Genomic DNA, 19693 nt, shown 5'->3' on the forward strand with positions numbered 1-19693 from the left:
AGGGATTCCGTTTGGCGTGAAAAGCTGCCGCTAAAGCCGGGCCCACTTTTTTTTCATATAGAGGCATCGTGTAGAAGCTTTTCAAACATACTAAATGATATTAGGAGGATGAATGATATGGCGCAAGTACGTGGACGTCGTTTATTTACATCCGAATCCGTAACAGAAGGTCATCCGGATAAAATTTGTGACCAAATTTCTGACTCGGTATTGGATGCATTTCTTGCCAATGATCCGAATGCTCGTGTAGCATGTGAGGTATCTGTAGCAACTGGTTTAGTTTTGGTAATCGGTGAGATTACTTCAAGCTCTGAATATGTGGATATTCAAGCGATCGCTAGACAAACAATTAAGGAAATTGGTTACACGCGTGCTAAGTATGGTTTTGATTCCCAAACTTGTGCGGTTCTCGTTTCTTTGAATGAACAATCCCCTGATATTGCACAAGGTGTTAACAGAGCCCTTGAAGCAAGAGAAGGTTCGATGTCTGATGAGGAAATTGAAGCAATCGGTGCTGGTGACCAAGGTCTGATGTTCGGATTCGCGGTTAACGAGACGCCTGAGCTTATGCCTCTTCCAATCTCGATTTCTCACCAATTGGCTCGTCGTTTAACAGAAGTTCGCAAAAATGGAACTCTTCCATACCTGCGTCCTGACGGTAAAACACAAGTAACGGTTGAGTACGTAGATGATAAACCAGTTCGTGTTGATGCGATTGTTGTATCCACACAGCATGGTGAAGAAGTAACTTTGGAGCAAATTCAAAAAGATATTAAAGAACATGTCATTAACCCAATCGTTCCAGCACACTTGTTGGATGAGAATACAAACTATTTCATTAACCCTACTGGACGTTTCGTTATTGGTGGACCTCAAGGGGATGCTGGGTTGACTGGTCGTAAAATCATCGTTGATACGTATGGTGGTTACGCTCGTCACGGCGGCGGCGCATTCTCTGGTAAGGATCCAACGAAAGTTGACCGTTCCGGTGCATATGCAGCGCGTTATGTTGCGAAAAACATCGTAGCAGCTGGACTTGCTGAAAAATGTGAAGTTCAACTAGCATACGCAATTGGTGTAGCTCGTCCAGTGTCCATTGCTGTGGATACTTTTGGTACAGGTAAAGTTAGTGAAGAGAAGCTCGTTGAGTTGATCCACAATAACTTTGACCTACGTCCTGCGGGCATCATTAAAGAGCTTGATCTGCGTCGTCCAATCTACCGTCAAACAGCTGCTTATGGTCACTTTGGCCGTAATGATCTGGATGTTCCTTGGGAGCGCACGGATAAGGCTGAGTCTTTGAAAACACAAGCATTGGTTTAAAATTAATGAAGTCGTCCTTATTGGGCGACTTTTTTGCATTTTGTGATAACTAGAAATCGCAATGAAATAAGAACATATGTTTGTTCTTATTTCTACTTTATGGTATAATATATATGTAGCCGGAAGATGTATGAGGGTCAATTATTATGGTATAATCGTGAGACAGAATTAAGTAAATGGATCGGAAGTGATGATGTTGGATAATGATTTGAAAGAGGCACTATCCGAGTTACTTAGGGCTGAATTATCACCGGTGATCGAGAGATTAGACAGATTAGAATTGGAACAAGCTCAAATTAAGCAAGCTGTATTGGAAACCAATGAAACGGTGAAAAGGATGGAGCTTATTCAAGAGCAGCAGCATACGATTATTGAACTATTATCCGCTAGGTCGATTGAGCAAGAAGCTAAGCTTAAATGGTCTAAATAAAATATTATGCATCTCAAGCAGAGAGCAGATCCGAGTAGGGTCGTGCTCTCTTTTTTATTGATGTTCTTCGTCATATTTTTGACGTATAAATACAACTTCTCTCAGATCGTAACTTTTTCCATAGTTTAAGAGTCTAATAGATATCCGAAAAGATAGATACTAGTCTTAGACTGAAAGAGGAGTGTGGAAAAGCAACATGACGGTACAGAAGCAAGTAGGAATGGGTGCGCTGGCTTGCGCATTGGTATGGCAATTGGTTGCGGGGACTACAGTAAACGCGGCAGGGCCGACGTTGACACTTAGTTCGCAGGAGACGATTACATCTGGTGCAATTATGAAGAATTACATTTGGACGACAACTAGAAGCAATAAGGACGTTTCGGTGAACGCCAATGTGGTAGAGGTTGATTTGACGAATCCGAACGTGAAGATAGACGCAATGGCTGGAACGAAGAATCAGTTCACAAAGAACCAGAGTGTTCTGGGGATGGTGAAGGATACTGGTGCAGTGGCAGGTGTGAATGGGGATTTCTTCAATACACAAGCGGAAGGTGTTCCGGAAGGCGCGCAAATTACGAATGGTCAGGTGATGGCGACCCCGGCGAAAATATCTGGACTTTATTCTTTTGCGATTACGAAGAGTAATCAACCGATTATTGATATTTTTGATTTTCAAGGCAAGGTGACGGCGAAGGACGGGACTTCTTTTGACCTCGGCGGTGTGAACAAAACGTATTATTGGGACGATAACGATGTCGCGATGATCGCAGACGGTCTTTTCCTCTATACGAATGCTTGGGCATTAACGCAGCGTGCTGTTGATGGAACGCATGTTCCGACAGAAGCACTCATACAGAATGATGTAGTCAAGGAAATTGCGGTAGATACGAATATTAAAATGGTAGCTCCAGCAGATGGCTATATCCTCAGAGGCTCAGGCCTAGCTAGGGAGTTTATCGTAAATCACCTCAAAGTCGGAGATAAGATCACTACCAAATATGATATGGTCCCGCATGATGCGTCTAAGACGTATGATTGGAAGAATTTCAAAATGCTCATTGGCGGCAGCACACTGCTTGTGGATGAGGCGAAGCCGAGTTATTTTACACGTAATATTGGAGATTTCAGTGGCTACAGCCCACGTTCCCGAACGGCAATAGGCTATTCCAAAGATATGAAGACTGCTTATATCATTACTTCGGATCGTAGTGCAGGCAGTGCAGGGATGACACTTCCTGAGCTTCAGCAGTTTATGATTAGTGCAGGCGTTTGGAGAGGGATGGTCCTGGATGGCGGGGGATCGACGCAGATGGTTTCAAGACCACTCGGAGATTTTGATCCGAAGCTAGTTAACAAAACAGAGAATGGCAATCAACGCTCCGTTGTAAATGGTGTGGGTGTGTATTCGACGGCACCGAAGGGTGAGTTAAAGGGACTTATTTTAAAAGGTCAAAATATTTTATTCATGAATGAATCCAGCACTTATCAATTTAAAGCTTATGATGACTATTATAATCCGATTTCCGTAGATGGTATTGTTCCACAGTGGAGTAGTTCCACGACGAATGGAGCGTTCAAAGATAATGTGTTTACACCGACATTGCCAGGTAAGACGCAAATCATTGCCAAATCAGGCAAAGGTTCAGCATCCATGGACGTCGAAGTCGTCGGAAGAGATCAGATTACTTCTATGAAATTTAACTCAGGATCCTTTTCAGTTACAGAAGGTGGGGATTTCAAGCTGCCTATATCCGTAACAACTAGGAGTGGCGCAACACGTGAATTGCCTGCGGCATCAGCGACTTGGGAGCTAAGTGGGGTTAAAGGGACTCTGAAAGACGGTATTCTTCATGTAGATAGCGCTTCAGGCTCTCAGGCTGCTCAGGTTATCGCGAGATATGATGGTTACAGCACGATGGTTACCCTGCCTGTTGGCCAGGAAAAGGGTTGGTATGATCTAGATAAATTTGCCGTTATGACAACAGGCGATAAGTACCCGGCTGAGGTTGTTTCAGCTGTTAATATTGTGCCAATTAGCGGCAATAAGAGTCTGGAAATTTCGTATGATTTTACAAAAGGAACAGGTACGAAAGCAGCTTATGCTAGATTCAATGGGATGAATGGTGCTCCGATTGAAGGAGAACCGGAATTTATTACAGCCAAAGTACTTGGTGACGGAAGCTTTAACTGGGTGCGTGCAGAAATCATTGATGCAGATGGTAAGCTGAATTACGTGAGTTTCACTGAAAATATGAACTGGACAGGCTGGCGCAAAGTAACGGCTGATGTGTCCGACCTCAAATTCCCGATCAAGATCAAGAGTGTATATGTCGCTAATCCCGCAAATGGGCAGGATGAAAGAGCACTCAAAGGGAAAATTAATATCGATGATATCTCTTTCATTTACGAAGGACAGCTAGCCGCTCTGCCGAAAAACACGGTGAAACTGAATGTGTATAAAAAACAAGCGACATTGAATGATAAATCCTATACGTTGGAGCAGGCTCCGACGATTGTGAATGATAATACGTTGGTTCCGATTCGTTTCGTAACAGAAGCATTAGGCGGCAATGTGAAGTGGGATGACAAGGAGCGGAAGGTAACTGTCGTACGAGGCGATAAGCTCATAGACCTATGGATTGATAACGCTGATTTGCTTGTAAACGGGGATCGTGTGACGGCTGAAGTGTCTCCTAAAATTATGAATAATGTGACGATGGTGCCTTTGCGGCTCATTTCAGAGAAATTAGGCTTTAAAGTAGGCTGGGAACCCAAAAATTATGGGATAACGATCGAATAAATAGTGCTAGAAGTACACGGCAAATGGGTAGAACTATGATACAATATGGGGTAGACTAATTTCTAATATTGTTTTATAAAAGGAGCTCGTTTCATTTGCAGCCAGACGCTATAGATCGTGTCATTAAAAACGCAATTAACGTCATGGAGAGCAGCAAGTATCAAATGTTTGAAATCGCTGAAGCTTCTCGATTAGAAAAAGAGTCACTTACTCGCGAGCTCGAAGAGATTAAATACGAAACGAGTGTTACCATCGAGCTGGTTGACAATTTGGAGAAAGATTACAAGCGTTCTCGTATTCGACTCACAGAGGTCAGTCGTGATTTCAATAAGTACCGTGAGGAAGATATCAAGATTGCTTATGAAGCCGCGATTGCTTTTCAATTACAGCTGACAATTGCTAGGGAAAAAGAAAATAATCTAAAGACTCGCCGCAATGATTTACAGGTACGCACGAAGAATGTGGACAAGCAGGTGGAGCGAGCAGAAACAATCGTATCGCAAATGAATGTGGTACTGGAATATTTATCGGGCGACCTCAATCAGGTGACTCGTATACTCGAATCCGCTAAGAACAGGCAATTACTCGGTTTGAAAATCATTTTGGCCCAAGAGGAAGAGCGGAAGCGAATTGCGCGTGAAATTCACGATGGTATGGCTCAAACCTTGGCGAATGTTGTGCTTCGAACTGAAATTGCTCAGCGTATGCTTGTGAAAGAGGATATTCCCGCGGTGAAGGAAGAATTAGTAGATTTGAAGGGCCAAGTCAGAGGAGGGCTTGAAGAAGTTCGTAAGATCATCTTCAACCTTCGTCCGATGGCGCTTGATGATCTAGGAATCGTCCCGACACTGCGTAAATATGTACAGGATTTCGAAGAAAAGTATAAAATTCGCACACAGTTTAATCTCGTGGGCAAAGAGACTCGCATTCCGTCTGGGCTTGAAATTGCTATTTTCCGACTTGTGCAGGAAGCTTTATCTAATGTAAACAAGCATGCAAAAGCTACTTTCCTTTCTGTTGAGCTCACACTGGAGCCGGATCAAGTGCAAATCTACGTGGTAGATAACGGGATCGGTTTTGATGTGCCGCAGACAGAGCAAAAAATAGCCAAGGGGAATAATTTCGGCTTGCTGGGCATGCGAGAGCGTGTTGAGCTGCTGGAAGGCACGATGGTTCTAGAGTCCGAAAAAGATTCAGGTACAAAAATTACGATGCTAATCCCTATCGGCGGCGTTGGAGAGAACAAGGAGGAAAAACAGAATGGACAACACGGCGAGTCATAAACGCAATGTGCATATTGTCATTGCGGACGATCATCAGCTGTTTCGCGAAGGTGTTAAACGAATTATTAATATGGAAGATGATATGGAAGTCATCGGTGAATGCGGTGATGGTATCCAGGTTATTGAGCTGTGCAATCAAATCACGCCGGATATTGTTCTCATGGATATTAATATGCCGCTCGAGAATGGCGTTGTGGCGACTGAACGCCTTAAACTTATTTTTCCGGACATCAAAGTAATCATTTTATCCATTCATGATGATGAGAGCTATGTGTTCGAAACTCTTCGCAAAGGGGCTTCAGGTTATTTGCTGAAGGATATGGAAGCGGAGTCGCTTATTAATGCGATTCGTTCTGTTGTGGCTGGTCATGCTTATATTCACCCGAAGGTTACTGGCAAGCTGATCAATCAGCTCAGACGTATGACCTATTTGGATGATGTGGGTGTAGTTGGTTCCGGTCAAGGCGTCAAAGACTCAGGTCTAAAATACATACATAATGCAAATAGTCCGCTAACTAAGCGTGAAGCAGAAGTTCTTCGTCTTATGGCGGAAGGTAAGAGCAATAAGCTGATCGGAGAGTTCCTCTATATCAGTGAAAAAACAGTAAAAAATCACGTCAGCAGCATTCTCCAGAAAATGGAAGTTGATGATCGTACACAAGCGGTTATTATAGCAATCAAAAATGGTTGGGTAACGTTGTAATCTCCATTTTACGAGAGGAACCCCCCTTAACTTCGCAGCATACACTGCAGGTAAGGGAGGGACCCGCTATGTGGATTGGATTGCTTTGGATCTTAGGTTGCTACGGAATCAGCATTGCTGTGCTCCATTTATTGCTTGGAACCCGCAGAGGTAGAAGCAAGAAAACAGCTAATGTGCTGCTCGTCACCAAAAATAATCAAAACCAAATTGAATGGTATATTCGCTCTTTGTTTTTTTTCTCGCGTTTTAAGGGCAATGAAGTGAAGGCAACGGTTTTCGATGAAGGGTCGTCCGACGATACGAGGAAAATCATTGAGCGCTTATCCCATAGCCATGCATTAGAGCTGCGATATCAGACGGATTATGATGCGGTTGACCACTATTTACGTCAACACGATAATGAACCCGTGACGGTCGTTCATCTAAGCAGCAGGGAGGATCTTGTGAAGATCCATGTCGGTTGAAGGCAACGGTTTCAAGTACTTAGATTACAAAGAGAGTACGGTGGGGAATGAAGGTTCAACTTTACGCAGTAAGTTTGGGGAAAGAATGGGAGTGGCGATTAACGATTCACTCGCAAACGGACATCCAATATTGGTTCGAGCAATACGCAGCCGACGCCGGCCTCGTAATGTTCGAACCTTTTATTTCGTTAGGGCAGGGTGTGCGGATGCTTGAGAGGCTTCGGGGGGAGCGTTCATTCGAGTTCGGGACGGATGACGGGAGAATGCTGCAACGTTTTCGTATTATAGCAAAAGAATGTGAGATACCGAACGGTAAAGATTTGGATATGAAAATGATTCGCTATGAAATGTGGAGGCAAGGAATGTTTCCGAGAATACCGTTGAATGCCACGGTATACGCCAAGATTGTTGAAGTTTGCAGCGGGAGGTCGCTGCTTATTGAGGAATTTCAACAGCTGTTGGAGGCTGCTGGGATAGATCTCCACTCTGAGGATGCTTGGTTATCTTACTTGCAATTGGGTCATCTCAACGGTGACTTAGAAGTGGGGAATGGGCTGGGGATCACGGAACGCAGAGATTGGCGCAGAGGATTTCGGAAAATGCTGACTTATCGCTGCAAGCGTTGCGGCAGTGGTGAGGAGCGCATGTTTTGGTCGGATTGCCTACATTGCGGACAAGTATGTCCTTATTGTGAAGAATGCTTGACCATGGGGAGGTCGCGGTTTTGTTCTTTGCTTGTTCTTGGGCGGTCGGAGGAGATAGAGTCGGTTGGGAAGGGCGTGGCGGAGTCTCATTGGGGACAGAGTGACCATGAGGGAAGTGCTCCATTTGAGCATTTTCGTATCTATTTGGAGCCGTGGGGGTTGAGTGATGCACAAGAGAGGGCGTCTCTGGAGGGACTACGCTATATGTGCGGGGAGATGGCAGAGGTCTGGCCGGGAGCACGAGCAAGAGTAAAAGCACGAGCAGAAAGGAACGATCGGATGCCTCGGAGGCTTCTAATCTGGGCGGTCACTGGCGCGGGAAAGACGGAGATGATCTTTCCGTTTATCCATCACACTGTTGCGAGAGGAGGGCGTGTACTTATCGCAACACCACGCAAAGACGTCGTGCTGGAGCTGCAACCGCGGATAGGTCGCGCATTTGCCGATTACAGCGTGGTTACGCTGTATGGTGGAAGTGAGCAGCGCTGGGAGCAGGGACAGATCACAGTCGCGACAACGCATCAGCTGCTGCGCTTTCATGAGGCCTTTGACCTTGTCATTATCGATGAGATTGATGCTTTTCCCTATCATAACAATCCCATGCTTACTTTTGCGGCAGCTAAAGTCTGTAAGCCGAGTGGAACGAATATTTTGCTTTCAGCCACACCGCCGAGAGCTGTAAGGCTCGCTGCAAAGAGGGGGCGATTACCGCATGTTAGAGTGCCAGTACGCTTTCATAGGCACCCATTGCCGGTCCCTCAGTTGGTTTCGGTCCCACCTCTGAGGAAATTGGTCCAGTCACAAACAATGCCAAGGTCAGTATTTGCTAAATTGGTGACCTCGGTGGAACGAGGTGCGCAGGTGTTTGTTTTTGTTCCCAACATTCAGTTCGTTGAGCCAATGGTTAATTTTCTAAGGGCTAAACTAAGCTCTGGCATGAATGGAGCCATTGTGTGCGTAGAGGGAACTTCATCAAAGGACCTTAATCGAACCGAAAAGGTCCAGCTTTTTCGAAACAGAGAGATCCGTGTGCTGGTCACAACAACGATTTTGGAGCGAGGAGTCACGGTGCCAAAGTCTGATGTGTTCATCATGGATGCCGATTCGCAGTTGTTCGATGAAGCGGCACTTGTTCAGATGGCTGGTCGTGCAGGGAGGTCTAAGGACGATCCGGCAGGAAAGGTCTATTTTGCAGCAAAAGAAATCACGCAATCTCAAAAGGAGGCTATTCGACAAATTAAACAGATGAATCGCATCGCTCGCAAACAGGGCTATTTATTAAGGGGGAAATGAATGAGTTATATGCAATTGGATATGAGGATTTTGATTAGAAAAGTGATGGGTTCGGTGTCTTCGCTGCTTAGCCCGCTGAAAAGAGAGTGTTTACTTTGCAAACAGAATAGCACTCTCCATGTTGATGAATTAGGACTTTGTCATTCGTGTTACATACGAATTCCGTGGATTCGAGAAGCGATTTGTCCAACTTGTGGACGAGGGGAATTTTGCCCGGACTGTCAACGGAGGCCGCACTCTTATTTTATAAGAAGTCGCAGCGCAGTTAGATATGATGAAACAATGAAGGAATTATTGGCGCGTTATAAGTATCGTGGAGATGAGCGTTTGAAGACGGTCTTGGGACAAATGCTTGTCCATTCGTATCAACTATTATATAAGGATAGAGACACTTTATCTGCAGAATCCGATTCTGTAAAGGAGCTTATCACTTTCGTACCTGTGAGCGAGCGCAGAATGCTGGAACGTGGTTTTAATCAAGCGGGGCAGATGGCTGTTGAACTAGGTCAAAAAATAGGGATTCCCGTCATACCCCTTCTTAAGCGTTCCAAGCATACTGATAAACAAAGCTTCAAGAAAAGGAGTGAACGGCTGGACGATTTGGAGCATGTTTTTGAGGTAAATGATTCAATTCAGGATTATTTAGGGAAATCCCCGAATGCTTCGTACATTATCTATATCGTGGATGATGTTTATACGACTGGAAGCACTATGAATCAGTGTGCCAAGGTTCTCAGGGATTACATATCTGCTGAAGTATTCGGACTAACATGGGCGCGGTAGCAGGAATTGTACCACATCTGTCAAAAATATTATTGTGCAAACGCTGTCGAATTGCTGTAAACTGGAATTAATAATTGGGTAATTGGGAATTATAGGAGGGGCTATACAATGGGCATGAATGTAGCTAATTGTCCGCGCTGTGGGAAAATATTCGTAAAGGGCTTTAACGAGGTTTGCCCGAATTGTGTGAAGGATCTGGAGCAGCAGTATGAGAAATGCTTGAAATACCTGCGTGAAAACAGAGGTACCACCATAACTGATTTAAGTGAAGCAACAGGGGTAGCGGTTAAACAAATCACCAAATTTATCCGTGATGGCCGAATCTCTATTATACATGCGCCAAATATGTCCTATCCTTGTGAAGTATGCGGAACTTTAATTCGTGAGAATACGATTTGTGAATCGTGCCGATTGAAGCTTGTTAAGGATGTAAGGAACAATGCTGAGGATGAGCGTCGAAGTCAAGAACGTGTGAGGCAGGAGAATAAAGTTACTTTTAATATTCAGGATCGTCTAAAAGATAAACGGTAATTTTAGAAATAGATCGATGTAAGTATAAAGTTTCATATGTTTCATGCCGATAATAGTACTAACGATTATCGGCATTTTATTTTATAGGTCAAAGAAATAGGAGTGTTATTTCATGAAAATAAATGAGAATCAGCGAATCAGCGCTGTTAATTCTTACAAGAAAACCGGAGACGCTAATTTCGCTCAGGCTACAAGTAAGAAAAATAAGCCTAAAGATCAAGTTGAGATTTCGGCTGAAGCCAAAGAACTGCTAGGTTCACTAGGAAGTGCTCGTACGGAAGAGCAGACTCTTCGTATCGAAGAATTGAAGTCATCGGTTGCCTCTGGAACTTATCGTGTGGATGCCGGTAAATTAGCAGAGAAGATACTTCCTTACTTGAAGTAAATGTATTGCGATAACACATAGAAGCAGGTGACGAGAATGACTATTCAGCCTTTGTTGGAATTGATGGATAAACTTCAGGAAACGCACGAAGCATTGCTCGAGCTTGCTGAAGTGAAGACGCAGATTCTGGTTGATAATGAAATTGATCGGTTGAATATCATTGTGAATAAAGAAAAGAAGCTTGTGAGAGCTATTTCGGAAACAGAACAACAGCGAATTCAGTTCATCGGAGGGTATTTGATCTCCAGAGGCTATAACCCAAATCCTAAAATAACCATCGGAGATTTGGTTAAGATTATTTTCAAAGTCGAGGATAAGCAAGCTCTTATGGAAGCTCAACATAAACTGCTTACAACTGTAGTGCAATTGAAAAAGCTGAATGTAAGGAACCAGCAATTGATAGAACAATCACTTGCCTTTATTGATTATTCATTAGACTTGTACTTAGGAAGTCCTGATGATGACTATACGTACTCACACCCTGTGCAATCAGCGCGGTCAACAGCAAGAACAGGATTATTCGATACAAAAGCCTGATTAACAGAGGAGAGGAAGACAGACATGAGATCAACTTTTACGGGGATAGAAATTGCTAAGAGAAGCTTATTCACTCAACAAGCTGCATTGCAAGTGACAGGACATAACGTAGCAAACTCAAATACTGCGGGATATTCCCGCCAAACCATAAATATGGTTGCTGCTGCTCCTTTAGAGGCCCTCAGTTTAACGCGATCAACAATTCCCGGTCAGATGGGTCAAGGGGTTGAGTTTGACCAAGTTAAGCGCTTAAGAGAAGGTTTCCTAGATGATCAGTATCATAACGAGAATAAATCTTTAGGCGAGTGGAGCGTACAACAAGATACATTAGAAAAACTAGAAAAAATTATTAATGAGCCTTCAGATAACGGTATCCGTCAAGTAATTCAGAACTTTTGGGATTCCTGGCAAGACCTTAGCAAGGAGCCCGATAACCTCACAGCACGCGCAGTGGTGAAAGAGAGAGCCTTAGGATTAACAGAGGCCTTTAATCAAACTTCTCAAAAGCTGAAAGATTTATCAGGTGATATCACTGATAGCATTAGGGTTAAATTAACGCAAACCAACTCGTCACTTGCCCAAATCGCAAATTTAAATGATGAGATTTTCAGGATTGAAGGATTGGGTAACAATGCTAATGACCTGAGAGATCAGCGTGATCTCTTAGTTGATAATATCTCAAAGACAGTGAATATTTCGGTGAAAGAAGACTCCAGTGGCTATACGATCAGCATGGGAAGTACGAATTTAGTAGAGGGTAAAAATGTCACTTCGACACTTGATCCTGCTTCTGTCGCTGCTTCTTTAACTTCTGGTGACCTAACTAGCGGAGAAATTTACGGACTGTTAATTTCAAGAGACAAAAGAATTTCAGGATATCAAGATCAAATGGATTCCATGGTGCAAGCTTTAGCTACACAAGTGAATACCATTCATAAATCGGGTTATACGATGGAATACCCAGTTAAGAATGGACAAGATTTCTTCGTTATGAAATCGGGTGCAACGGCGTTGGATAGTTCCTCAATTACCGTGAATCAGAATATTGTGAATGATGTGCAAAAAATTGCGGCGTCGGGTCGAACGTATACAGATGCAAGTGGCAATGTAAGAGTGGTTCAAGGCAATAATGACATCGCTTTACAGTTAGCGGGTGTTCGGAATTCAACCATTAATTTTGATCCTGCCAACACGGGGAAAACGGTTCTTGCTACAGGAACTTTCGATGACTTCTTCCGAGCCGTTGTCGGACAGTTGGGTGTTCAAACGCAGGAAGCTACAAGACAAGCGGATAATCAGAAAGCATTGGTTGATCAAGTTGATTCGCGGCGCCAATCGGTAAGTGGAGTCTCCATGGATGAAGAGATGGCGAATATGATAAAGTTTCAACAATCCTATAATGCTGCTGCCCGTGTGTTAACGACATTTGATGAAACATTAGATAAAGTTATTAATAGTATGGGACTCGTGGGTAGATAAAAGTAGTTGAATTCTAACGAAACTAGGATGAAAGGTGGTTATTGTATTGCCTCAAAGAGTTACGCAAGGAATGATGAACACACAGTTACTCACCAATCTAAATAGTAATCTAAAACGACTTGATAATCTTCAAAATCAGTTGGCAACCGGTCGACAAATTAATAAACCATCCGATGATCCAGTGGGTATAAGCTTCTCCATGAGGTATCGAAGCGAAATCTCAAGTAATGAACAGTATCAAAAGAATGCTGATTCGGCTTCCTCTTGGTTAGATTACTCGGATACCATTCTGAACCAAGCAGGGGACGTCATTCACCGTGTGAGGGAACTCGCGGTACAAGGAGCCAATGGTACGAATCCTCCAGAGGCACTTGATGCTATCAATAGTGAAATGAAGCAATTGTACGGGCAACTTGTTCAAATTGGAAATAGTCAATTTAATGGTAAATATGTGTTTAATGGTCAAACTACAGATGCTAGACCATATACAGATGCAACTGCAGATAAAGACTTTACCGATACTGGAGATATTCAATTCGAAGTAGGTGTAGGATCAAAGCTAGCAGTGAACATTACTGGTGATGCGGTATTCGGGTCCCCTGCTTCACCTGACAATGCTTTTGCAGTAATAAAGAAAATCATGGATAACCTTAGTTCAGGAAACTATCAAGGTGTCTCTGATTCAATTGGCCTATTAGACTCCCGAACTGACATATTCCTAGAAAAGCGGGCTGATATTGGAGCTAAACAGAATCGAATAGATCTTACAACGAATCGCTTGAAGGATACCGGAGTGAATATCACCAGTCTTCTCTCTAAGACAGAAGATGCGGACATGGCGAAAGTTATTACTCAACTTAAGACAGATGAGAATGTATATGAAGCCTCTCTTTCTACTGGCTCCAAAATAATTCGACCAAGTCTGTTGGATTTTCTAAAATAAGCTTTTGGAGGAATTGTACTAATGCCATCAATTCCGCAAATACAAATTCGGCAGCAATATGGTCAAATCGGTATTGAAACCATCAATGCTTCTCAGGAGATGGTACAACCAAATGCGACGTATGAAGTCAATACGACTCCTCCTCAGGTGGATATACATTCTCCACGAGGTGAGTTAATTATTGATCAAAGCAAAGCCTGGGATGCGCTTGGAAGTGGTGGGATCTTGGAGGCAATGACGCGTATTTATACGCAATCATCGCAGGTTGCCTTGCAAGGTATTGGAAAAAAGGTTGAAGAAGGTAATCGCCTTGCCGCTATTCATCTAGGTGGTAATCCGATCGCTGATATCGGTCAAGAAGAAGCATACGCGTTCCATGAGTTTGATTATTATGGTGAAGCATCAAGTCTTAATGTGAAGATTGATTATATACCTCATAAAGTAGAAATTAACGTTACTGACGGGCATGTTAACATTAATACGCATCCTAATAAGCCTGAAGTTACTTATCATCCTGGGAAAGTTAATATTTCTATGCTGCAGTGGCCTAAAGTAGAGATTATTCCACCTCAAATAGATATGAAAGTTTGAAATAAAAATTAGCGTACCCGCACCCTGAGGATCGAAGGTGTATGGTACGCTTTTTTAAAATATGAATCATAACGGAGGGATTTAAATGCTTATAAATACAAGACAATTTGGAGAAATTGAAATAGATGATGAGAAGAAAATAACCTTCATTCAGGGGCTTCCTGGATTTGAAGAACTCACAACCTATGCTTTACTTCAACCCAACCTGGAGATTCCATTTTCATTCCTGCAATCATTAGAAGCTCCGGATATTTCCTTCATTATAGCGAATCCGTTCTTATTTTATTCTGATTATGGGATTGATTTAACCGAAGTTACCAAGGAAGAGATGAGGATACAGAAGGAAGAAGACGTCTCTGTTTGGTGTATGGTCTCCATTCGTGAATCCGTTACTGATGCAACGGTCAATTTACTTGCTCCTATTGTTCTTAATGCTACAGAGAAACTAGCTAAGCAAATTATTTTACATAAGAGCCCATATCAAACTAAACATAAGCTAATCGACGATTCAATGCCACAATTAGCACCAACGGAGGTGTAAGCATATGCTTGTCTTGTCTCGCAAAAAAGGTGAGTCCATTATGATTGGAGATCAAGTGGAGCTTACGATATTAAGCATTGAAGGTGAGTCCATTCGGATCGGAATAAATGCCCCGAAGAGTGTTGAAGTGTACAGAAAAGAAATATACTTAGCTATTCAGCAGTCAAATAAAGAAGCACTCCAGAGCTCTATTAACTTAGATGATTTGGGACAATGGTTTAAGAAGAAATAATGGACACTCAATTACCCCTTAAAGACCTGTCAAATGCTCCTTGCTGGAACATTTGACGGGTCTTTAAGGGGGCTTTTTATTTGTATAATAAAAAATATCAAATTGCTATAAACTTTCTAACATATATGTCGATATATATACTAGAAGCTAAGAGATATAGGGCGGCCGACCTAGTTTCTATAGCAGAGCCACATGGATGTGGCACTACCCAATTCAAGGAGGAAGAAACACATGAGAATTCAGCATAACATTGCAGCATTGAACACAGACAACTCCCTTGCGCGCAACAGCGCAGCAACAGGCAAATCCTTAGAGAAATTATCTTCCGGTTTCCGTATTAACCGTGCTGGTGATGATGCAGCAGGTCTTGCAATCTCCGAAAAAATGAGAGCGCAAATCCGCGGTCTTGACATGGCTTCCAAAAATGCGCAAGATGGTATCTCCTTGATTCAAACAGCAGAGGGTGCACTTAACGAAACTCACGACATTCTACAACGTATGCGCGAATTGGCTGACCAATCTGCGAATGGTACGAACACAGATGATGATCGTAAAGCGATCCAAAGCGAAGTTAGTCAGTTGAAATCAGAGATCGATCGTATTGGTAACACAACAGAGTTCAATACGAAGAAATTGTTGAATGGTAGCTTGCAATCTAGTGCAACTGGTACCGTTGCTGCAAACTCGACAACAAGTGCAGTTGTAGCTACTTTGTCTGGTGCAATTTTCAGTGGCCTTGTGCAACTATCAGGTACCACTACTATTTCTGGTGACAAAGCTACTTACACTCAAGCTTCTGGCGCTAAAGCCGATGTATTCAATATCGATGGCCACAACATTTCAGTTGATTGGGGTAGTGTACTATCGCAAACTGATATTGCAGCTCTCCAAGGAATCACTACTGGTTCTACTGTTGGGGCATCGCAAGTGGCAAGTGTAACTTCAATTTTAACTAAAGGTTTGAATGCAGCAATCGATGCGTATAACGCTTCTGCGGGTTCAAATGGAGCAAATGTTGGTCATGTTAATATTTATACAGATACAACTAATGGTAACCTGGATATTGCAAGTGCTACAAAAGGAACTTCCTCCAATATCTCCATGCAGTTCGGTAATGCAACATCTGTAGGTGAAGTATTCTTTGGTGGTAGTGGCGCGACGGGTACTGTCTTCCAAGTTGGTGGTGCATCTGGATTTATGTCAGGGGCAACTTCGATTGGTACTGCTACATATAGTGGTCCTCAAGTTGCTACAACAGATCAAATCACATTCGCAATTAATGGCGTTACAATGAATACTACGTTTAATGCTGGTGTTCTTTCTGGAGTAATTTCTGGTGGAACGACTTCCTTGGCTTCTGGAGCTACCATACTTGCTAATGCGATTAACGCAGCAATTTCCGGATACAATTCGGGGGCTGGTCTTAATGCAGCAGACCCACGATATATCCAAGCGGTTACTTCTTCTACTACTTCTGACGGTAGAATTGTGATTTCATCACAGTCGGGTCCTATTAATTTCTCTGAAATTACTGGTCATAACACAATTAATGGGCTTGGTTTAACACAAGCACAAACAGAAGCAGGCGGCGCTGGCGGCTTGACTTTCCAAATCGGTGCTAACAGAGGTCAAAACCTTACTTTCGGAATTAAAGATATGCGTACTGCAGCTCTAGGTATTGCTGGTATTGATGTATCCACTCAAGCAGGAGCATCTGCAGCTATAACTAATCTTGATACTGCACTCTCAGCCGTTTCAACACAACGTGCAAACCTTGGTGCTGTACAAAATCGTTTGGAGCACACAATCAACAACTTGAATACTGCTTCTGAGAACCTAACTGGTGCTGAGTCCCGTATTCGTGATGTTGATATGGCGAAAGAAATGATGACCTTCACTAAAAACAACATCCTTTCCCAAGCAGCACAATCCATGCTTGCTCAAGCTAACCAACAACCACAAGGCGTACTTCAATTGCTACGTTAATATCAATAAGTTTTCTCGAAAAGGGTTTGGCCATAGGCCAGACCTTTTTTTGTTGAAATAAGTCGTATTACTGCAGACAAGGTATTAATATGTAGTAATTTCCAATGATATATTACTGCATTTGCTAATAATGTGATGTTAATCTGCCGATAACATTAGTATTAAGTGTAACTAAAAGATGGAGGACCCAAAAATGCTAGTTAATCTTCTAAGTGAAACTATTGAATACAGTAATGATAAACAAGGCATCGATTTATTATTTAACAATTTGGCTATTTTGTTGGCAGAAGACAAGTATTTTTTGAGTCATATACTATTAAATGATAACGAAATATATAGTGATTTTCGGATGAAAATTGAAGATGAAATTAAACAGATTGAATCATTACAGATTATTTTACTTACTCCAGTTGAAAGAAAAATAGAGACTATTAATACTCTTTTTGACTATTTGACGAGTGCGCTACCTTCATTGCACGTTTTGGTAGAACGGTTATATCAAGGTGATGAAGAGAAAGTAAGTAGCTCGCTTTCTGAATTCTCCGAGGGGGCACAATGGGTCATATCAGCACTTCATTATTTGCAAGAATCGGAAGCAAGCTCGTCTAATAATCTTTTTTTTCGTGAGACCCTATCCAAGCTACAAGCGCAATTTATTCAAATGTTTAGCTCTCTTCAAGAAAAGGACTTTATTGGTTTGGCTGATTTAATAACTTACGAACAGATACCTCTGTTGCAGCTGTTGAACGACTATGTAGAAGGCTTACAGAAGGTGGGGAAAAAATAATGTATTGGAACGATAATGAAGCGTTTCTTGCAAGAAAGTTTCCGCAAGTACTTCAATTTCTAAAAGATAAGCGCTCAATTTTCGAACAAGAGCCAATAGAAGTAATTACTTCAAAATCAGGGCAACCCATTATTCAAATAAGAACAAATGAAAAAATATTGTCTTTTCATAGTCAATATGACCCTATATTTGAAGCGAAAAAAATTATAGAAAAGTATGCTGATGAACTGCAGAAAGCAAAGCATGTACTATTTTATGGATTTGGATTTGGTTATCACGTTGAACAAATAGTTGAGCAATACCCGGAAATTAATTATTCTGTTTTCGACCCATTCCCAGTTGTATTTGGAGAATGTATGAAATATCGTTCTTATCGCCAAGTAGGCTTGCATAAGGCTATTAATATATATTTAGACAATCTAGCGGACTTCTACATGAACCATTTTGCTAGTCAAGGTTTAGGAGATGTAATTATTATTCCTCATCCTACCTATGAGCGAATTTTTTCTACACATTATAAGACTTTTTTAGAGAAGTTCAGAACACAACTCCAAGAACAGCGTTTATCTATTGGTGTAAATAACTATTTTCAACGGTTGTGGACGGTCAACAGCATGGCGAATTTTTCAAAAGTTATGCGTACACCTTCTATTATAGGGACTAAGAAAAAGTACTTTGAAGGAAAACCAGCTGTAATAGTATCAGCAGGACCGTCTTTAGAAGAAGAATATGAAAGATTGAAAAAAATCAAAGAAAACGGTCTTGCTTATATAATTGCCGTTGGCTCGGCTAATAAAGCTCTAATTAATCAAGGGATATATCCTGATGCAATTTGCACCTATGATCCTTCAACAGTCAATCATTTAGTATTCCAAGAAATAATTGATCAAAAAATAGAAAATATTCCTTTAATCTTTGGTTCTTCAGTGGGTCTGCAGACATTGGAACTTTATCCAGGTCCTAAACTTCATATGATTACTAGTCAAGATTCTATCTCTAATTTTCTTATTGGTGAAGAACGCTTGTATCAACAGTTCGGCAATCAAGTGGTTTTGGATGCACCTTCAGTAGCCATTATAGCGTTAGAAGTACTTAATAAACTTGAGTGCAGTGAAGTCATTTTAGTTGGACAAAACTTCGCATATAAAAATAACAAGTACTACACTAGTGGTGTTAGTTACAGCGATCGTAGCACGGAATTGACAACTCACGATTTAGAAACGGTTATTGAGATTGAGAGTGTGGATGGTGGGAAAGTCATCACTAGTGCCGCACATAACTCGAGTCGTATGGCGATGGAACAATATATTACTACTATGAATTCCAAAATTATGATTTATAATACTACAACAAACGGAGCAAAGATTAAGGGAGCTGAGTTTATTGCATTAGAAGATGTTATAAACCGCTTTCTTCATGAACGTATTGTTGAATCCAATTGGTTTGAGATCGAAGATGAGAGTGATTACGATTTTACATATATTATTGAGAAAATGAAGATCTTGGAGAAAGATTTCGAGGATCTTGATAAACTGGTTATTGATATTGTTAGAGCAGTAAAAAAACTTGAAACAGTTGCTTTACTACGCCATAATGCTCAAGTTCAAAAATTAATTGAAAAATTTAATAGATATAATCAGCGACTTTACGACAATCAATACTATAAGGTTTGTTTGCAGCCAATGGTTAGATTGGAATATGCTATGTTGCAAAAGGATCTTGGTAAAATCCAAAAAGAAACTGATGTATTTGAAAAGGCAAACTTAATAATTAACATATTTGGTAGTTATATTTACTCTTGCCAGTTAGCAATGCGAGATACTTCTGTGTTTTTTAAACTATTAGTTTCCACGTTCGAGAAGTCGGAAGAAGCAGAAATTAAACAGGGGGCATTTTAG

Annotated in this window: 19 protein-coding genes; all 19 read left to right on the forward strand. The window is 41.8% G+C overall.

The window, feature by feature from the left end; genetic code table 11:
- The first annotated feature begins 117 nt into the window (after nucleotides 1-117).
- The 19 genes from metK (at nucleotide 118) to NYR53_RS00540 (ending at nucleotide 19693) form a co-directional block, all read left to right on the forward strand.
- On the forward strand, nucleotides 118-1323 hold the full coding sequence (metK, locus tag NYR53_RS00445; protein ID WP_261303465.1) for a methionine adenosyltransferase: 1206 nt from the start codon (nucleotides 118-120) through the stop codon (nucleotides 1321-1323).
- 190 nt (nucleotides 1324-1513) lie between these two features.
- On the forward strand, nucleotides 1514-1753 hold the full coding sequence (locus NYR53_RS00450; RefSeq protein ID WP_261303466.1) for a hypothetical protein: 240 nt from the start codon (nucleotides 1514-1516) through the stop codon (nucleotides 1751-1753).
- A gap of 196 nt (nucleotides 1754-1949) precedes the next feature.
- Entirely contained in the window at nucleotides 1950-4553 is a 2604-nt protein-coding gene (locus NYR53_RS00455) for a stalk domain-containing protein (RefSeq protein WP_261303467.1), read from the forward strand.
- A 95-nt stretch (nucleotides 4554-4648) separates the two neighbouring features.
- Complete coding sequence (locus NYR53_RS00460) at nucleotides 4649-5836, forward strand: sensor histidine kinase (RefSeq protein ID WP_261303468.1); 1188 nt, start codon at nucleotides 4649-4651, stop codon at nucleotides 5834-5836.
- Nucleotides 5814-6539: a response regulator gene (locus NYR53_RS00465; protein WP_029194926.1), complete on the forward strand. Its 726-nt coding sequence runs from the start codon at nucleotides 5814-5816 to the stop codon at nucleotides 6537-6539. Before NYR53_RS00460 ends, NYR53_RS00465 begins: the two co-directional genes overlap by 23 nt.
- Nucleotides 6540-6607: 68 nt before the next feature.
- Entirely contained in the window at nucleotides 6608-7003 is a 396-nt protein-coding gene (locus NYR53_RS00470; RefSeq protein WP_261303469.1) for a hypothetical protein, read from the forward strand.
- Nucleotides 7004-7050: 47 nt separating this feature from the next.
- Entirely contained in the window at nucleotides 7051-9000 is a 1950-nt protein-coding gene (locus tag NYR53_RS00475) for an ATP-dependent helicase ComFA (protein WP_261303470.1), read from the forward strand.
- Between the two features lie 282 nt (nucleotides 9001-9282).
- The gene (locus tag NYR53_RS00480) at nucleotides 9283-9783 is read left to right on the forward strand and encodes a ComF family protein (protein WP_261303471.1); all 501 of its coding nucleotides are present in this window, start codon (nucleotides 9283-9285) and stop codon (nucleotides 9781-9783) included.
- A 108-nt stretch (nucleotides 9784-9891) separates the two neighbouring features.
- On the forward strand, nucleotides 9892-10314 hold the full coding sequence (locus NYR53_RS00485) for a TIGR03826 family flagellar region protein (protein ID WP_261303472.1): 423 nt from the start codon (nucleotides 9892-9894) through the stop codon (nucleotides 10312-10314).
- Nucleotides 10315-10426: 112 nt separating this feature from the next.
- Nucleotides 10427-10699, forward strand: a complete 273-nt coding sequence (flgM, locus tag NYR53_RS00490; RefSeq protein ID WP_173189769.1) for a flagellar biosynthesis anti-sigma factor FlgM — start codon at nucleotides 10427-10429, stop codon at nucleotides 10697-10699.
- A 36-nt stretch (nucleotides 10700-10735) separates the two neighbouring features.
- A complete protein-coding gene (locus NYR53_RS00495; RefSeq protein WP_261303473.1) occupies nucleotides 10736-11236 on the forward strand; it encodes a flagellar protein FlgN in 501 nt (166 codons plus the stop codon).
- A 24-nt stretch (nucleotides 11237-11260) separates the two neighbouring features.
- A complete protein-coding gene (gene flgK, locus NYR53_RS00500; protein ID WP_261303474.1) occupies nucleotides 11261-12715 on the forward strand; it encodes a flagellar hook-associated protein FlgK in 1455 nt (484 codons plus the stop codon).
- A gap of 46 nt (nucleotides 12716-12761) precedes the next feature.
- On the forward strand, nucleotides 12762-13658 hold the full coding sequence (gene flgL, locus NYR53_RS00505; protein ID WP_261303475.1) for a flagellar hook-associated protein FlgL: 897 nt from the start codon (nucleotides 12762-12764) through the stop codon (nucleotides 13656-13658).
- Nucleotides 13659-13679: 21 nt separating this feature from the next.
- Nucleotides 13680-14249 (forward strand): DUF6470 family protein, encoded by a 570-nt coding sequence (locus NYR53_RS00510; RefSeq protein WP_261303476.1) that lies wholly within the window; start codon nucleotides 13680-13682, stop codon nucleotides 14247-14249.
- An 85-nt stretch (nucleotides 14250-14334) separates the two neighbouring features.
- Nucleotides 14335-14790 (forward strand): flagellar assembly protein FliW, encoded by a 456-nt coding sequence (gene fliW / locus NYR53_RS00515; RefSeq protein WP_261303477.1) that lies wholly within the window; start codon nucleotides 14335-14337, stop codon nucleotides 14788-14790.
- A gap of 4 nt (nucleotides 14791-14794) precedes the next feature.
- On the forward strand, nucleotides 14795-15022 hold the full coding sequence (gene csrA / locus NYR53_RS00520) for a carbon storage regulator CsrA (protein WP_261303478.1): 228 nt from the start codon (nucleotides 14795-14797) through the stop codon (nucleotides 15020-15022).
- Between the two features lie 231 nt (nucleotides 15023-15253).
- On the forward strand, nucleotides 15254-17008 hold the full coding sequence (locus NYR53_RS34320; protein ID WP_290428980.1) for a flagellin N-terminal helical domain-containing protein: 1755 nt from the start codon (nucleotides 15254-15256) through the stop codon (nucleotides 17006-17008).
- 193 nt (nucleotides 17009-17201) lie between these two features.
- Nucleotides 17202-17795, forward strand: a complete 594-nt coding sequence (locus tag NYR53_RS00535; protein ID WP_261303479.1) for a DUF8042 domain-containing protein — start codon at nucleotides 17202-17204, stop codon at nucleotides 17793-17795.
- Nucleotides 17795-19693 (forward strand): motility associated factor glycosyltransferase family protein, encoded by a 1899-nt coding sequence (locus NYR53_RS00540; RefSeq protein WP_261303480.1) that lies wholly within the window; start codon nucleotides 17795-17797, stop codon nucleotides 19691-19693. The genes NYR53_RS00535 and NYR53_RS00540 overlap by 1 nt, the downstream gene beginning before the upstream one ends.

Source organism: Paenibacillus andongensis (assembly GCF_025369935.1).
In the GTDB taxonomy this organism is placed as follows: Bacteria; Bacillota; Bacilli; order Paenibacillales; family NBRC-103111; genus Paenibacillus_E; species Paenibacillus_E andongensis.

Coding starts and splice junctions, on each gene's coding strand:
- metK (WP_261303465.1), top strand. CDS start 118: ATGGCGCAAGTACGTGGACGTCGTTTATTTACATCCGAATCCGTAACA.
- NYR53_RS00450 (WP_261303466.1), top strand. CDS start 1,514: ATGATGTTGGATAATGATTTGAAAGAGGCACTATCCGAGTTACTTAGG.
- NYR53_RS00455 (WP_261303467.1), top strand. CDS start 1,950: ATGACGGTACAGAAGCAAGTAGGAATGGGTGCGCTGGCTTGCGCATTG.
- NYR53_RS00465 (WP_029194926.1), top strand. CDS start 5,814: ATGGACAACACGGCGAGTCATAAACGCAATGTGCATATTGTCATTGCG.
- NYR53_RS00470 (WP_261303469.1), top strand. CDS start 6,608: ATGTGGATTGGATTGCTTTGGATCTTAGGTTGCTACGGAATCAGCATT.
- NYR53_RS00475 (WP_261303470.1), top strand. CDS start 7,051: ATGAAGGTTCAACTTTACGCAGTAAGTTTGGGGAAAGAATGGGAGTGG.
- NYR53_RS00480 (WP_261303471.1), top strand. CDS start 9,283: ATGAAGGAATTATTGGCGCGTTATAAGTATCGTGGAGATGAGCGTTTG.
- NYR53_RS00485 (WP_261303472.1), top strand. CDS start 9,892: ATGGGCATGAATGTAGCTAATTGTCCGCGCTGTGGGAAAATATTCGTA.
- flgM (WP_173189769.1), top strand. CDS start 10,427: ATGAAAATAAATGAGAATCAGCGAATCAGCGCTGTTAATTCTTACAAG.
- NYR53_RS00495 (WP_261303473.1), top strand. CDS start 10,736: ATGACTATTCAGCCTTTGTTGGAATTGATGGATAAACTTCAGGAAACG.
- flgK (WP_261303474.1), top strand. CDS start 11,261: ATGAGATCAACTTTTACGGGGATAGAAATTGCTAAGAGAAGCTTATTC.
- NYR53_RS00510 (WP_261303476.1), top strand. CDS start 13,680: ATGCCATCAATTCCGCAAATACAAATTCGGCAGCAATATGGTCAAATC.
- fliW (WP_261303477.1), top strand. CDS start 14,335: ATGCTTATAAATACAAGACAATTTGGAGAAATTGAAATAGATGATGAG.
- csrA (WP_261303478.1), top strand. CDS start 14,795: ATGCTTGTCTTGTCTCGCAAAAAAGGTGAGTCCATTATGATTGGAGAT.
- NYR53_RS34320 (WP_290428980.1), top strand. CDS start 15,254: ATGAGAATTCAGCATAACATTGCAGCATTGAACACAGACAACTCCCTT.
- NYR53_RS00535 (WP_261303479.1), top strand. CDS start 17,202: ATGCTAGTTAATCTTCTAAGTGAAACTATTGAATACAGTAATGATAAA.
- NYR53_RS00540 (WP_261303480.1), top strand. CDS start 17,795: ATGTATTGGAACGATAATGAAGCGTTTCTTGCAAGAAAGTTTCCGCAA.